This is a genomic window from Thalassotalea sp. HSM 43 (assembly GCF_004752005.1).
Taxonomy (GTDB): domain Bacteria; phylum Pseudomonadota; class Gammaproteobacteria; order Enterobacterales; family Alteromonadaceae; genus Thalassotalea_A.
Genome location: NZ_CP038493.1, coordinates 1,935,552 through 1,951,405, shown reverse-complemented (window position 1 = coordinate 1,951,405; position 15,854 = coordinate 1,935,552). Strand labels below are relative to the sequence as shown.

Genomic DNA, 15,854 nt, shown 5'->3' with positions numbered 1-15,854 from the left:
CCTTGAAAAAGAGTTACATGACTTTGGTAACCGTTAAGGTTGAATTTAGAGGGTCTGGACCTGTTACTGTGAACAGGTAGTCACCGGCTTCTTCAACGTTAATGGTGAAGTTAGACTGCGAGTCTTGAACCAAGGCTTCATCGACCGCTACCATCACTTCAGCGTCATCACCAGAGGTTGCACCAAGGTTTACCGTTGACCAGTCAGCCGAAGCAACTTTGAACTCGTAGCTTGTCGCATCCAATGCAATGGTGGCACTGTAGACGCTATCACCTTGATAGGTTAACGCATCGGTTTCACCCCAACCGTTCATACCACCACGAATAAATACCGTGGTGTCACCAAACATCTTGGCGCTGTATACCGTAAGCGTTGGCTCAGCGGTATTCGAGGCATCGAATATAAAGGTGTAATCGCCTTCAGCGAAGGTCATATTAAGGTTGTCGTTAGAGCCTGGTACAAGTAATTGCTCTTCACGCTCAAGCACCTCGGTATCATCAAAAGGCGCACCCATGTTAACCGTTGACCAGTCACCTGAGGCAATCTTGAAGTTAAGAGTACCGGCGCTCACCGTAATGGTGGCGGCAAACTTACCTTCGCCAATGTAAACTAATGGGTTGTCTTCGCTCCAGCCGTTCATGTCGCCACGCACAAACACTGTGGTGCCGTGGAATGGGTTTTCATGGCGCACATTAAGAATTGGTGCGTTAAGGTTGCTAGCGTCAACTTCGAAGATGTAGGTCGACTCTTCGCTGATGTTGATAACGAAGTTATCGTTACTGCCTTGTACTAAGGCTTCATCAACGTCAATTAGTACTTCACCTTCGCCGGCGTTAGCACCCATGTTTACTGTTGACCAGTCAGCCGAGGCTATCTTGAAGTAGTACTCACCAGCGGCTAAATCAACGCTTACTTGATAAACACCATTACCGACGTAGTTAAGGGCATCGCTTTCACCCCAGCCATTCATGTCACCGCGCAGTAATACCGTAGTATCACCAAATGGCACTACATCTGGCGCACCTGCTGTTGCAAATGCTGATAGACCCGCACCTTGTGCTTCGCCTTGCGCTTTAACAAATACCGCTGTGCTCAATGCTGGCACAGTAAAGGTACCTTCACCCTCGCCTTCACTAAAGCTGGCGCTGGCGACTGTGGCATCAATCGATACTTGTTGCACAGGGTGCAAGCTAAAGCCTGATGCGGTGCTAACCGTGTGTGATAGCTCCATATCTGAGGTGTTAACCACAACAACAATGGCGTCATGCATGGCGTCGATATCCGCTAAACCGGTACCGTCATCAATACTCATGACAATCAAACCTTGGGTTTGACGCTTACCGATATTGTGGAAACCAACACGGTTAACAATGTCTTCAGCGCTGGTTAAACGAAACAGCTTAGACGATTGACGAATTTGCAAAAACTCTTGAAACACATTGCTGGCAAAGCTGATTTCATCATAGCCAACGTGCGCCATAGGGTTTGCTGCCAACGCGACTAATGTATCGTCATCACGACCACCTTTATCAAGAGGTAAACCCATATTGAAGTTATTGCTGGTCATTGAAAAGTCAACGCGGTTATACCAATCACCGGCATCGTAGGTATTACGATCAAGTGATTTAGAGCGCAACATGTCGCCGCCCATTTGTAAGAATGGTACACCTTGCGACAACATAATTATCGATTGTGATACATTTTGCGCTCGCACACGTTCGTCCATGCTCATGGTGAATGGCAACACAAATTGCAATTGATCCCACAACGATTCGTTGTCGTGTTTTGAGATATAGTTGACCACATCGGCTGGATCTAAGGCATACATCGATGGGCTATAGGCACTGCCTGTTGCATCAACGCCGTTGTAGCTTTTCAAAACATAGTCGGCAAGTGACCCGGCCATACCTAGCTTAACAATGTCTTGCTTGATGAATGGGCCATCTTCGCCAGCTTTGTTAGAGAAAATCTCACCGGTACGGATACCTTCACGGATACGATCGTTAAAGGTCGAAATTTCGGTGCCAGCCATAGCAAATTGCTCAGCTTGCTCAAATCCACGATCGTCTTTTTGCCAGCCTTCACCATAGAAATAGTTGTCGGCGTCAATGGCGCGAACCGCGTCACGGGCACTAAGCATTTGTTGTTTTGAACCATGGCTCATGATGTCAAAACGGAAACCGTCATATTTATAATGCTCGGTCCACACCAATAGTGAGTCGACCATCAACTTGTCCATCATGCGATGTTCAAGCGCGGTATCATTACAACATGTTGATTGCACAACTGCACCGGACATCAAATCACGACTGTGGTAATAACCCGGGACGATCTTATCTAATACTGAGTTGTCCCACAGACCGGCTGAGTTGGTGTGGTTATAGACCACATCTAACACCACTCGTAATCCCAAATCGTGAACCGACTTGATCATCGAACGCATTTCTAAAATACGTGCCGCACCATCGCTGTCGCTGGCGTATACACCATCAGGCACATTAAAATGCTTCGGATCGTAGCCCCAGTTAAAACTATCGAACTCACGCAATACGTCGATTAGCTTCGCCGCGTCGTTAGTGTACGGACTGTAACCTTGCAATACCGATAACAGCGTGGCGTTATCATCTTCAACACCACAAACCGGTGCGTCTGATTTCATCTCACATAGTTTACCAACGGTATCGTTGATATTAACCATGCTGTCGCTGTCTTCATTGATTGAGGCAATATCGTTTGCTGGCAATAAATGTAAGTGGGTTAAGCCACTGTCAGCAAGCGATTTCAAGTGCATAACTGGCGCAGACTCTGACTCTGTAAAGGCCAGGTATTTACCGCGGTTTTCGGCAGATACGGTTTCATCCATGGCGCTAAAGTCACGGATATGCGCTTCATAGATTACCGCATCTTCGGCATCAACCACTTCCGGAATGAGGTGTTCGTTCCAGCCTTCAGGCATCAAATCAGCATCGGCTAGATTAACAAATTGCGAGTAATCGCCATTGGTCGATAAGCCCACTGAATACGGGTCGGTCACCAATAACGTTTCTACTTGTTGATTTTGCGGATGATAAACCATCACTTCAAACTGATAAAAGGCTCTATCGTGCGCCATGTCAGCACTGTACGACCAAACACCCGAGTCAGTATTCTCGCTCATCGGGTAGCTGCCAATTTCCATTTTGGCGGCGTCAAACACCTTCAACGTAACCTGCTGTGCGGTTGGTGCCCAAAGCGCGACATTAATCATGCCATCGCTGTAATACGCACCCAACATCGCTTCATCAGCGTCGTTTTCACCGGCGGTATATAGCGCATCTAATACTTTATCAGCTTGCACGTTACTGGCAGCAACTGTCGCACCATCAGCGTCGTAACCAACCACAACCAACTGGCCTTTAACCACTTGTTTTGCATCGGCAACGCTCCAGTCACCCATATACGCTGACCAATCAGCAACACGTGGTGATATAGCGCGTTGATCATCATCTAATGCAATAGCGCTTAGCTCAATGGTTTGTCCATTAAACATGTCGTTTTCATCGGCTTCGATGCCAGCATTGGTTGAATGATGCAATTTAACACTGGTAATGGTATCGGCTAATGGGTTGTCGATATTCCAAACCAGAGTATTGGCATCTAACCAATGGGCGGCAAAGTCTTTCGCTTTCACCGGTTGCTTACCTAGGCTAACCACTGGGTATTCAAATACCGACGGCACACCATCAAAGGTAAAGTTCATGCGAGTATAGGTTTCGTCATCTTGATGTAATGGCATTTGGAAATCGCCACTACCCATCGCTTTACCGGCATCGTCGGTACCAACGTGGATGATGAAGTTACCGCAATCGCTGTAACCTTCTTTAAGGTTTAATACCCAATAAGCACCGTAAGTTGGATCGATACCGCTAATTTGATGACCGTTTGCCCAGTCACTGGTGTCGTGTGGTGGCGCGTATGCGTCACAAAAATCACTGTTCCAAGTGTGCAGACGGTAGCCATCATATGATGGGTCACCCGCTTCATTGGTCGCGCCCAACGCACTGCGGTTATAGTAAATAATCGCTTCGTTTTCCGCTGGGAAGTACACTGGCAATGGCGCGTCAGGGTCAACACCCACAACACATTCTTCGTTTAGCGCATCTGGTACCGTTGGTGCCGGACACTGAATCGGCTCTGGATCAACACAAGCGCTGTAATCTGCGTTAGGTACCTGAGGTACATCACAGGTCAGTAAAACGTCACCAGAATCTACTTCGCTGTCGACATCACAGGCGCTAAGAAACAGTGACAGTAAGGCGACAAAAAGCAATTTTGCTGAATAAGTTGTCGTTTTCATTATATTTATTCCTTTTTCCATTATTACTTGGCAAGTACTCGTGGTTTAGAACGAGTAAGTACCCCCCAAGTAAAATTGGCGACCAAAGTACTGTGTCGTACCTGAGAACTTTCTGTTACCGAAATAACTTTGCGTTGGTTCGTCAGTCAGGTTATTTACCTGGAATAACACACCGAAGTTATCGTTGATGTTGTATGACGCCTGATAATCGATCACGGTTTCTTCATCAAAGTTCGCGGTTTGCTCATTCACACCCCACTGCTCTGATACAAATTCGTCACGGTAACGCACGCTAAGGCGTGTTTCGAAACCTTCGTATTCGTAAAACACGGTCGAAGTAAACAGGTTTTCAGACAAGCCAGGTAAGGACTGGTCCATGGAACCACCAGATAAGTCGGTTTGTAATTCAACCGAGCTTTCGGTGTGGGAATAACTGATGTTAAAGCCTAAACCTGACCAAAAATCCGGTAAGAAGCTCAACACTTGGGTGTAGGCAATCTCGATACCTTTGATGTCACCACCTTCGTCATTGTTAACTGCGGTGGTATAAATGCCCACAGGGTCAACTTCGGATACTTCTCCGGTGGTTTCATTCTCGATGGTATCGGGAACGTAAAAGCCGTTTTCTTTAAAGTTATAATCGGGAATACCGATGTTTTGCACAAACGATTCAATGTCTTTGTAGAACAAGGCAATGGCTAAGGCACCATCGGTATCAGTAAAGTATTTCTCGTAAGAGATATCGTACTGATCGGCATAAAACGGCTTCAAATATGGGCTGTTGTTACTTGAACCAGAAATCTCACCTTGGTCACTGATGTTGGTGCTGCGATCCGACGCCAATCGGTTAATTGGCGCGCGCGACATTACTTTCGCCGCTGCAAAACGGATTTGTGAATCGTCAGTGATTTGGAAGTTAAGGTTTAATGATGGTAGGTAATCGGTATAGTCGATACCAACCACTTTAGAGGCATAGTTAGAGTTAACCAAGCCCACTTCATCCATAATGTTTTGTGCGCCACCTTCGAGTGCGCCACCGACGTTTTCAAGTGCGGTCGCACTTTGGTCGGTATCAACCATACGGATACCAATATTACCGGTTACCGGAATATTAAACATTTCCATATCAAGGTTTAACATCACATAAGCGGCAAAGATTTCTTCGTACACTTCACCACTTTGCAATACCGACCACGAGCTTGAGTTATCAATCTCGCCAGCTGAGTTGGTGCCCCAGGTTTGCACAGGTTGTGGAATGTCATTACCAAACCACGCGTTAAGTGCTTTATCTAAATCAATAGCCAAATAGCTTGGGAAATACGAAAACTCACCTTGCCAGTCAACAACATCAACCATATCTTCGGTTAAACGCAGTGGCGGCTCGTTGCTTGAGAAGTTATTATCGGCACCGTATTCAAATACGCTGCGATCTGAGCTGTATTCGCGATCGGAATAACGTACACCAAATTCAACCGAAGCAATGTAGTCATTATCTAAGGTGTATTCAAAATCAAGGCGGTAGGCGTCTAGTTCATCTTCGTTTTCATATGGGTAGATACCATACTTGCTGACCATCACACGATTGATGTCGGTAAAAGCTTCAGCTTGACTGAAACCGACATCGGGTAAGTCACTGCCATTTAGCATATAAGAGATCGACACATTTGGATCAAGCAATGGTGTTTCGGCGTTCGCGTCTTCGGCAACCAATGCCCACAACAAGCCGTTTCTAAATTCGCTTTCGGCATAAGAGTAGCTTACGTCTAAGCTGGCGCTAAAGTTATCGGTTAGCTGCCATGCCATATTCACACCGTAGCTTTGTACTTCATCAAAGTCTTGGTTGTCATCGTTTACGATTTCAACACGGGTGTCATTGGCTTTGCTTTTGCGGTTAAAGGTGCCACCGATCATTAAGTTGTCGTAAATGTTCGGATTGGCAATGCTGGCGGTCTCGCCGTCAAATTTAACACGGTAACCACGGGCAAAAGACTCGGTATCAAATTTTGAGATAAAGGCATCGGCGCGCAAGGTAAAGGTATCATTTGGTTGCCATTCAATGGCTCCAACATAACCGTCACGGGTTTCTTCACCACCTAAGTGTTGCAGTTCGAAACCTTCACTTAGGTATTCGTTTTCTGGCGCATCATCTGGGCCTTCCATGTCGCCGGCAATATAATCGACATCTCGATCGGCACTGTAAGCAAAACCAATAAACTGAGTTGCGACACTTGGTTGGAATAAGCGGGCGTAACCAAGGGATAGACCCAAGGTGTCATCGGCAAATTTACCCTGATAAGAGAAGCTGAAACGATGGCCGTATTCTTCGGCATCTTCAACTTCATCGGCACGGTCGTTGTACATACCACGAGCGTTAACGTTAAAGGTGTGATCTTTTTCATTTGATAATGGGCTGGCGGTTTTTAGCTCAACCGTACCAGCTACACCACCTTCAATAAGCGAGGCTTTCGATGATTTATAGACCGCCGCTTGTGAGATAAGCTCTGACGGGTATTGGTCAAATTCGATAGAACGGCTGCCAGAGGTAGATACCTGCTCACGGCCATTTAAGGTTGATGATACGAATCCGCCACCTAAACCACGAATATTGATTTCTGCTGCCTGACCACCGGTACGAACAGCGGCAACACCCGGTAAGCGGGTTAATGCATCGGCCATAGACACATCAGGTAAACCACCTAAGTCATCGGCAGATATTTGTTCTGACACGGTATCGGCAAAGCGTTTTTGATTGATTGATTTGATCAGTGAACTTTTGAAGCCGGTGACTTCGATCACTTCTATCTCGTCTTGCTGATTTTCTTCTTCCGTCGGTTGTGCTTGTTCGGCAAGTAATTGCCCAGAACAAGCTAACAGACCGCTGGCGAAAAGCGCACGCGAGACTCTGTTTAGCTTAAACATATTCTATCCCCAAGAAATTGTCCGTTTAGTTATTTTTTTAGGCGCTTCCATGCCGTTTTTTTGTGTTTTATAGGCTCATCACCCATAACAAACGGATGTTGAGATTTTGTTAATATAAAAACTCAAGGGGGTAATAAATAGTCAATGCATACGTATTCATAAATAGCCGATGTGTGGCAAAAATACGCAAAATTGCTGTTATTTTTTACGAATTTATGTGGTTTTGTTTTAAATGCGAATGGTAGGGCAACAAAAATGGGCTGTCTGGCTTGGCGGCGAGTTTTGAAAATATCGGCATTGGTTGCAATGCTCGCCACTTTTGCTGTTTATGAATACGTATGCAAAACAATAAAAATGGCGGGTTGCAATTGGTTGCCTTAACGGCGTTTGCTTGATGACTTCGATGCCGAGCGTTTTGGCGACGATGATTTAAAACTGCGACTGCTGCCTTTGCTTTTATACGATGAGACTTTAGAAATATTTTTGCTCACCCGTGTGCTTTTTGAGCTATAGCCGCTGCTTTTTTTACTGCTGTAGCTTTTGCCCGTTTTAGGGGCAGCATGCTCATAGCGAGCAATACTGCGTTTTTGCTGTGAGGTATAGACACTGCCTTTGTTATTCAGCTTGGCTTTATTGTTACTGTAGCTGTTGCTGGTGTTAGGAGGACGAACCCCACCGCGCGCTTTATCGCTTTGTCTTTCCCCGGACTGTCGGTGGGAATTCGTCAATCTGTTGTTATAAGTTGTTGATTTATTGCCACTGGCTTTGCCATAAACCGTATTCTGATCTCGATTGCTATTTAACCCTTTGCTTTGCTGATCAAGCTTATGGCGTTGACTTTGTTTGGTCCTGACTTGCTGCGTTGCTCGGTCTTTTCGAACCTTGTCATAAAACTGTTGGTACTCTTTGCTAGGATTGCGTTTACCCTTATTAGTTCCATTTTTCACGTTATTGGTTGCCATATTTTTTGTCGCATTGGCGTTATTTGAGACACCGCGATAACGTTCACCGTTGGCTACATGCAACTGATTTTTAAGCTCGGCTTTGCCTGGACGTTTTACCCCATACTTGGTTGCAACCCGCTGATTTTGATAGGCAACACCGCGGCGATTTTTACTGTTATGCTGCCAGCGTTGATAATCCCCTTTGGTGTTGCTGGTGCCTTTATAACCACCATTGCTTTTGGCGTAATTATCTTGGCTACTGCTGGACTTGTGTTTGTTATGGCCTTTGGCGTAATTGCCATGGCTCGAGCTGGACTTGTGCTTGTTATGGCCTTTGGCGTATTTACCATGGCTCGAGCTAGACTTGTGCTTGTTATGGTGACCTTTACCATGATGGCTTTTGTGATAGTGGCGATAGTAATAAGAATGGTGATGATGATTGTGTACCACCACGTGATGATAGTTCCAGCTAAAGCCGAAAATAAACCAACCATCTGAAATATGCACCGCTGGGTAATAGTAAAATGGTGTGTAGTGATGCACGTAATGACGTGAATGATGTGACCAATAAACCGGTGGGTAATCAGGCCAGTACCAGTGGCCGTAAACCACCCGGGTATCATAATAAGGCACATAGACGATTTCTTTTTGCACCGGTTGAATGACAATGTTTTGTTGCTCTTGGCTGATTTGCATGTTTTCCATGTCATCAAAAGTACCGGCATTTAGGGCTTTTTTACGTAACCGCTGTACCGCCGCTAACACTTGTTCTTCCGAGGCTAAAAAGGCATTACCTAATTGCTCGGTCCACGTCAGCTCTTCGCTCATTTTCTTTAAAATGTCAGCAAATGGCATTAACGCAATGACGCTTGGATCCCATTGCATTTTCTCGCCCTGCTCAATCAATTGTTGTTGACTGGCATTGGGGTTTTCTCTGACATAACGTTCGGCTTGGATCACTTCGATAGGATACGTCGAGGCCACCAGAATATGGGTTAATACCGAATCTGGATACAGAGCGATAGGTGCTAGCATTTGTTCCAGCTCAGCACCGGTGTACGGTTTATAGTCTGCACTTTGCTCAATCGCACGTAATGGGCTGGCCATCACAATCAGGCTAAGAAAGAGTATGGGCAAATATGAGTTGAGTAAACGTTTCATTGTCGTTCGCCTCGCCTATTTTTGATATTTGATAGTCATTATAAAAACAGCAAGCTGAACGTAATCTGAACAAAGCAGGCTATAAACGTTCAGTTTCGCGACTAAATAGAGGATTTTTAACAATAAATGCCAATATTGGCAGAGAAATGACTGTTGATAATATGGATTTACCGGACGAGCGGTTTATGGCAGATGTATCTCAAATTTGGCGCCGGCGAGTTGTTCGCTATCGCTGATGCGCAGCGTACCACCATAACTGTCGATAAGATCGCGGACAATAGCAAGGCCAATACCATGACCGCTGTCATAACTGTCGGCTCTTACACCACGTTTTAATATCGCCTGCTGTTGTTCAGGGGCAATACCAACGCCATCGTCTTCAAAGGCGATGATTATGCCTGAGCTTTGGCTTAGCGAAATGCGCACGTTTTTGTTGGCGGCCTTGCAGGCGTTATCCAGTAAATTGCCCAGCATTTCCATAAGATCACGTTGATCACCTTTAAAGCTGGCGTTGCTGTCTAGGTGTTGTTCAATATGCAGCTCTTTATCGGCGTAGATTTTATTCATGGTACGCACCAGCTTTTCAACGGTTTCACTGATATTGACACTTACGTGCCAACCAATTTGGCCGCTGCTTTGCGCACGTTTTAACTGATGTTCGATAATATCCGCCATCGACGATAATTGCCGATTGGCACTGGCATCAAGTTTGTCGTTGGTGGCCAATACCGCCAAGGGGGTTTTTAAGCTATGGGCCAGATCGGATAGTGCATTAGCAAAGCGCTTTTGCTGATGGTGTAAGCTTTTAATCAAACCATTAAGCTGTTCGGCGACTTGCTGTAATTCGGTTGGATAGTCACCATTTAATTGATTTTGCTCGCCTTTTTCGACTTTGATTACTTCGCGACGCAAACGGCGCACCGGCGATAGAGCCCACTTTAAATAAACAAATTGCAGCAGTAACAATACCGCTAAGGTCACCGCACCCCATAAAAACAGCTTTTGCTGAAACACCGCTAAACGTTGCTGCAATGGCGTTAGGTCTTTAAAGATATGCACGGTTAATTGAAATTCTTGCTCATCACTGACAAAACTGACGGTAAAACTGTGACTGCGATAGTTGCTGTCTTTAAACATCAATTGGCTAAATTCAGAGTTGCCTAATGGCGGCGTTGGCAATGCGCTGGGCATATCGCCTGCTAACATCGATTGCGATTGCCACAAAATATTCTGACCTTGGCTTATCACCGCGTATTGGCCTGAATCGGCCAAATTAAAGTTAGGATCCGGCAGTTGGTCGGGCATAAACAGTTGTTGATTATCGACTTCAGCAACGGCGAGAATGCCATAGTTTAAGGCCACCATCTCATCGTCACTGGCTTGTTGCAGTTGTTGTTCGACCACGCTGTTGAGCAATAACGCCAAACTTGGCACCATCACCAAAACCAGCAATACCGCGGATAATAAGATGCGTGACGATAACGAGGCAAAATAGCTGCTAGCGTTAGCCATTGCTGCCCTTGCTGTCGTTAGTATCTAGGTTAACCAACTTATACCCTTGACCACGCATGGTTTCGATAAAGCCATATTGGTTATCTGGGTCGAGCTTTTTACGCAAGCGGCGAATAAACACTTCGATAACGTTGGAATCCAGATCAAAGTCTTCGTTGTATATATGCTCGGTCAGTTCGGCTTTGGAGCTCACCTCACCAATGTGCAAAAACAAATACTCAAGCAAACGATATTCGCTGCTGCTTAAATTAACCGCGTCTTGATTAACGCTTACTTGTTGTGATTTGGTGTTGATCGCCAACGGACCATTATTGATGACCGGACTGGCTTGACCGACACTGCGTCGAATCAGTGCATTTAACCTGGCCAATAACTCTTCTAACACAAACGGTTTAGCAAGATAGTCATCGGCGCCCGCATCTAAGCCGGCAACACGGTCTTGCCAATGATCTCGGGCGGTAAGTATTAATATAGGAAAGTTAATTTGTTGCTTACGCAAGGTTTGAATCAGCGTGATACCGTCAATAAACGGTAAGCCAACATCAATAATGGCAGCATCATAAGGGTATTCACAGGCTTGAAATAAGCCCACTTTACCGTCGTCGGCAACATCAACACTAAAGCCTGCGCCTTGCAAATGTTCCGCTAATTGTTGTTGTAATTGTTGATCGTCTTCAACTAACAGTAAACGCATTGATCACCTTGAGATTTTTCCGGTTTTGGCATCCACCGTAACGTAAATTACATGACCATCATTGGTGAGTAATTTAACTCGGTAGGCTCTGCCCTTGACGCTTTGCACGCCCAGTACTTTGCCACCATAGCGTTTTTTCACCATGTTGGCGGCTTGCTGTTTTGACGTCACTTTATTGTTGTTAACCAAAACAAAATGATGAGCGTTTTTGTTCTTGGCAGCCGCTGGCGTGATCGCCATGGCATTAACCGCCAACAACACCAAACTCAACAGCAAAAATTTCATCAATCTACACCTTTTCAATCTTCGTGGTTCACTTGTTTGCTCAGTGGTGATTTCACTGACCATTGGTTTCAAGTGTAAAAGATGCAAGGACTTAAATAAACCTTTGGATTCAAAAGCCTTTTATGACCGGCATTAAATGAGCTTAGCCTAGGCCAATAAAGCTGAACGTTAGCTGAATAAAATGTCAGTTTTGCGTTCAGATTCGGTTAAGTGACAAGTGTGTTTAATGAACTTAAAACCCCGGAAAACAAAAAAGAGGCTGATATGCTTTTTAAAACACCAAAAAATTTGAATGCCACGGAAACGTTCTTTTTTACCCTACTTAAGCTGATGATGTTGTTAGTCGTCATCAATGTGCTGCTGATGGTCAATAAAGCGGTGGCCAACGAAACCGAACACACTAAGCCGGCGCAGCAACATTCGGTGTCTGGTTTTGCCAATACCATGAACGCCGAGGTGCGTAAAACGCTGATCAACGCGAAAAAGAATAAGCAAAACCTACCGGCCCCATTAATGCGTCAACCGGCAGCGCTTAATAGCGATAATCAAACCGGTAACCTAGTTGATAGCAACAAGGTGGTAATTCGCAGCAGCCAAGTAAACCATTACAACAGCTTTACCATTTACGATGCCTATAGTGAGTTATTTGATGATTATGACTACGACGGCTACTACCAAAGCTTTTCGGTGATTTTTGATGCCGACCTGACCTCGGGCCCTGAAGATATGGCCGTCGGTGTTTATGCGGTGATGTTTATTCGTGAAAGCAATGGACCATGGGAGCATTATTACACCACCGATGACTTTATTATTATTGGCAGCGATAGCGAAGATGCCTACGAAGTGTATACCGAACTTGATGAAGGCTATTACCCAGATTATTACGATATCTTAATTGAGTTGTATGACAGTGATCATGGTTATTTGGTGGCGAGCTACAGCAGTGACGATAGCGACAGCCTGTATGCCTTACCATTAGAAAGTTACGAATACGATGAATATGACGACTACCATGATCATCATCACGACCATCATGATGACGGTGGCAGTATGGGCATAATGGTGCTGTTATCGTTGTTTTCTTTACTTGTAAGCCGATTTATCACCGATCTTTAATAGAAATTAACGGCACCAACGAGTAAAATAAGGCCAGATATAACAATAAACGGATCAATCAATGTCACTTTCAGTCGTTATCCTTGCTGCGGGTAAAGGTACCCGCATGCGCTCTTCACTTCCAAAAGTGCTGCACAAAGTAGCGCATCAATCCATGGTCGAGCACGTTATTGACTCAGCCCGAGCGGTAGACGCCGATAACATTTACCTCGTATATGGTTTTGGCGGCGAGGTGTTAAAAGCGCAAATAAACGGCGATGATTTGACCTTTGTTGAACAAGCTGATCAGCTTGGAACCGGTCATGCGGTTGATATGGCATCACCATTTGTTAAAGACGACGAAGACGTTTTGGTATTGTACGGTGACGTGCCATTAACGAAGGTCTCTACCTTAGAGAAATTGATTGCTGCGAAACCAGATGATGGCATGGGGTTATTGACCGTTAAGCTTAACAACCCAACTGGCTATGGCCGTATTGTTCGCCTAAATGGCGAAGTGGTTGGCATTGTTGAACAAAAAGACGCTAACCCTGAGCAATTACTTATTGATGAATGTAACACCGGTATCTTGCTTGCCAATGGCGGCGACTTAAAACGCTGGTTAGGTAATTTGTCGAACGACAACGCCCAAGGCGAATACTACCTAACCGACATCATTGCCATGGCGCATTCTGAAGGCAAAAGCATTGCAACAGCGCACCCAGACACTGAAATTGAAGTAGAAGGTGCCAATAACCGAGTGCAATTGGCGAATTTAGAGCGCGCCTATCAAGCCCGTCAGGCCGAAGCGTTGATGATCGCCGGTGCCAGCTTGCGTGACCCAAGCCGCATTGATGTGCGTGGCACCTTGAGTGTCGGCACCGAAGTCGACATCGATGTAAACTGTATTTTCGAAGGCAATGTTACCTTAGCTGATAATGTACAAATTGGTGCCAATAGCATCATCATTAACTCCCATATCAAACAAGGTGCGGTTATCAAGCCAAACACCATTGTCGAGAATGCGGTTATTGGTGAAGGCTGTTCAGTGGGGCCATTTGCGCGCATTCGCCCAGGTAGCGAAATGAAGCCTGACTCTCATGTTGGCAACTTTGTTGAAATGAAGAAAACCACCATGGGCGAAGGCTCGAAAGCGGGTCACCTAACCTACCTTGGTGATACCGAGGTGGGTAAGAATGTCAATATTGGTGCTGGTACCATCACCTGTAACTACGATGGCGTTAATAAATCAAAAACCATCATTAAAGATGGTGCCTTTATTGGTTCAAATGCGTCACTTGTGGCGCCAGTAACCATAGGTGAAATGGCAACCACTGGCGCCGGTTCGACCATTGCCAAAGACGTTGAAGATGATGCCTTGGCTGTTGCCCGTGCCAAGCAGCGTAATATTCAAAGTTGGCCACGCCCGACTAAAAAATAGTAATAGCGTATAAAGACCGGCAATTGCTGGTCTTTTTTTAAGGAGCCAGATATGGCGATTTGGGTTGATGCTGATGCCTGCCCGGTAGCGATTAAAGAGATATTATTTCGCGCCGCTGACCGACGACAAATACAGCTGACTTTGTTGGCCAATCATTATTTGAAAACACCACCATCAAAATACATATCCAGCGTGCAAGTCAGTGCTGGCTTTGATGTCGCTGATGACGAAATTGTTAAACGTGTACAAGCCAATGATTTGGTGATCACCAGTGACATTCCGCTGGCTGATGAAGTGATCGACAAAGGGGCTACCGCCCTTAGCCCTCGAGGTGAATTATTTACCAAGGCCAACATCAAATCGCGCCTAAATATTCGCGACTTTTTGGACACCATGCGTGCCAGTGGCGTGCAAACTTCAGGGCCACCGCCGCTAAATGCCAGCGACAAAAAGGCCTTTGCCGATCATCTCGATCGTTATTTGCAGCAACATAGCTAGCCTAAAGTAGATCTGATAACGGGCTAAGCACTCCACTGGCGCCCCTATCAATGACATGGGTATATATCTGTGTGGTGCGCACATCGCTGTGACCGAGTTGCTCTTGCACGGTACGAATATCTGCGCCGCGTTCTAACAAATGGGTGGCAAAAGAATGGCGCAGGGTATGACATGTCACCTTTTTCTCCAATGCGGCATTATTGGCCGCTGCCCTAACCGCCTTTTGAATGCAGCTGGCATCGATATGATGACGGCGCAAAACCCCTTGCTCAGGATCGGTGCTTAACCTAGTTGACGGAAATAAAAACTGCCAGCGAAACTCCTTGGCTGCTCTAGGGTATTTTTTCACTAACGCATGGGGCAACCAAACACCAGCAAAGTCGATATTGTTTTGGTCTAAATTAAACTTTAATCGCACCGCCTCAATTTGCTGCTTTAACGGCCGAACCAACTCTTTGGCAAGGGTAACTCTGCGATGTTTGCCACCTTTACCATTCCATACCTGTACCGAATAATAATCAAAATCGATGTCTTGAACTCTGAGTCGAACCAACTCCATTAGCCGCAAACCACTGCCATATAATAACTGGCAATGCAGGCTATAGCGTGGTGAAAGCGCCCGAAAAAACGCCACAACTTCCTGCCTGGTTAATACCGTAGGTAATTTTGATTGATTGCACGAACGATTAAAATTTAAGTCCAATGTTAACGGTTTTTCGACGATGTCCTTATACAAATACACCAAGGCATTAAGCGCGATTGCTTGTGTGCGTGGTGCCACATGGCGATTGTTCGACAAATAAGACAAGAACCGCTCAACCTCAACGTCATGCAGATCGCGCGGGTGTTGCATACCATGAAAAATAATAAAGCCACGAATCCAATACAAATAAGCTTCAATGGTTTTTTTAGAATAGCGACGTGCCCACATATGGCGAGACACTTGCTTTAAGAAAGCAGATTTCATCC

Annotated in this window: 10 protein-coding genes; 3 read left to right on the top strand and 7 right to left on the bottom strand. The window is 45.5% G+C overall.

Going from position 1 to position 15,854, the window contains the following annotated elements; genetic code table 11:
- Positions 1 to 13: 13 nt before the first annotated feature.
- The 6 genes from pulA to E2K93_RS08310 form a co-directional block, all read right to left on the bottom strand.
- Entirely contained in the window at positions 14 to 4,336 is a 4,323-nt protein-coding gene (gene pulA, locus E2K93_RS08335) for a pullulanase-type alpha-1,6-glucosidase (protein WP_135438659.1), read from the bottom strand.
- 45 nt (positions 4,337 to 4,381) lie between these two features.
- Complete coding sequence (locus tag E2K93_RS08330; protein WP_135438658.1) at positions 4,382 to 7,255, bottom strand: TonB-dependent receptor; 2,874 nt, start codon at positions 7,253 to 7,255, stop codon at positions 4,382 to 4,384.
- A gap of 377 nt (positions 7,256 to 7,632) precedes the next feature.
- Positions 7,633 to 9,360, bottom strand: a complete 1,728-nt coding sequence (locus E2K93_RS08325; RefSeq protein ID WP_135438657.1) for a DUF3300 domain-containing protein — start codon at positions 9,358 to 9,360, stop codon at positions 7,633 to 7,635.
- 183 nt (positions 9,361 to 9,543) lie between these two features.
- Positions 9,544 to 10,872 (bottom strand): sensor histidine kinase, encoded by a 1,329-nt coding sequence (locus E2K93_RS08320; RefSeq protein ID WP_135438656.1) that lies wholly within the window; start codon positions 10,870 to 10,872, stop codon positions 9,544 to 9,546.
- Positions 10,865 to 11,566: a response regulator transcription factor gene (locus tag E2K93_RS08315; RefSeq protein ID WP_135438655.1), complete on the bottom strand. Its 702-nt coding sequence runs from the start codon at positions 11,564 to 11,566 to the stop codon at positions 10,865 to 10,867. The genes E2K93_RS08320 and E2K93_RS08315 overlap by 8 nt, the downstream gene beginning before the upstream one ends.
- 3 nt (positions 11,567 to 11,569) lie before the next feature.
- Entirely contained in the window at positions 11,570 to 11,851 is a 282-nt protein-coding gene (locus tag E2K93_RS08310; protein WP_135438654.1) for a PepSY domain-containing protein, read from the bottom strand.
- A gap of 264 nt (positions 11,852 to 12,115) precedes the next feature.
- On the opposite strand from E2K93_RS08310, the gene E2K93_RS08305 reads away from it, so the two are divergent.
- The 3 genes from E2K93_RS08305 to E2K93_RS08295 all read left to right on the top strand — a co-directional run bounded on the left by E2K93_RS08305 (position 12,116) and on the right by E2K93_RS08295 (position 14,885).
- Entirely contained in the window at positions 12,116 to 12,967 is an 852-nt protein-coding gene (locus E2K93_RS08305) for a choice-of-anchor H family protein (protein ID WP_135438653.1), read from the top strand.
- Between the two features lie 61 nt (positions 12,968 to 13,028).
- Complete coding sequence (glmU, locus tag E2K93_RS08300; RefSeq protein ID WP_135438652.1) at positions 13,029 to 14,387, top strand: bifunctional UDP-N-acetylglucosamine diphosphorylase/glucosamine-1-phosphate N-acetyltransferase GlmU; 1,359 nt, start codon at positions 13,029 to 13,031, stop codon at positions 14,385 to 14,387.
- A gap of 51 nt (positions 14,388 to 14,438) precedes the next feature.
- On the top strand, positions 14,439 to 14,885 hold the full coding sequence (locus E2K93_RS08295) for a YaiI/YqxD family protein (RefSeq protein ID WP_135438651.1): 447 nt from the start codon (positions 14,439 to 14,441) through the stop codon (positions 14,883 to 14,885).
- Position 14,886: 1 nt separating this feature from the next.
- On the opposite strand, the gene E2K93_RS08290 is transcribed toward E2K93_RS08295, so the two are convergent.
- Complete coding sequence (locus E2K93_RS08290; RefSeq protein WP_135438650.1) at positions 14,887 to 15,852, bottom strand: integron integrase; 966 nt, start codon at positions 15,850 to 15,852, stop codon at positions 14,887 to 14,889.
- Positions 15,853 to 15,854 lie beyond the last annotated feature (2 nt).

Excerpts from the sequence above, each read along its gene's own strand:
- E2K93_RS08315 (WP_135438655.1), bottom strand. The coding sequence starts at position 11,566 with ATGCGTTTACTGTTAGTTGAAGACGATCAACAATTACAACAACAATTA.
- E2K93_RS08325 (WP_135438657.1), bottom strand. The coding sequence starts at position 9,360 with ATGAAACGTTTACTCAACTCATATTTGCCCATACTCTTTCTTAGCCTG.
- glmU (WP_135438652.1), top strand. The coding sequence starts at position 13,029 with ATGTCACTTTCAGTCGTTATCCTTGCTGCGGGTAAAGGTACCCGCATG.
- E2K93_RS08320 (WP_135438656.1), bottom strand. The coding sequence starts at position 10,872 with ATGGCTAACGCTAGCAGCTATTTTGCCTCGTTATCGTCACGCATCTTA.
- E2K93_RS08310 (WP_135438654.1), bottom strand. The coding sequence starts at position 11,851 with ATGAAATTTTTGCTGTTGAGTTTGGTGTTGTTGGCGGTTAATGCCATG.
- pulA (WP_135438659.1), bottom strand. The coding sequence starts at position 4,336 with ATGAAAACGACAACTTATTCAGCAAAATTGCTTTTTGTCGCCTTACTG.
- E2K93_RS08290 (WP_135438650.1), bottom strand. The coding sequence starts at position 15,852 with ATGAAATCTGCTTTCTTAAAGCAAGTGTCTCGCCATATGTGGGCACGT.
- E2K93_RS08305 (WP_135438653.1), top strand. The coding sequence starts at position 12,116 with ATGCTTTTTAAAACACCAAAAAATTTGAATGCCACGGAAACGTTCTTT.
- E2K93_RS08330 (WP_135438658.1), bottom strand. The coding sequence starts at position 7,255 with ATGTTTAAGCTAAACAGAGTCTCGCGTGCGCTTTTCGCCAGCGGTCTG.
- E2K93_RS08295 (WP_135438651.1), top strand. The coding sequence starts at position 14,439 with ATGGCGATTTGGGTTGATGCTGATGCCTGCCCGGTAGCGATTAAAGAG.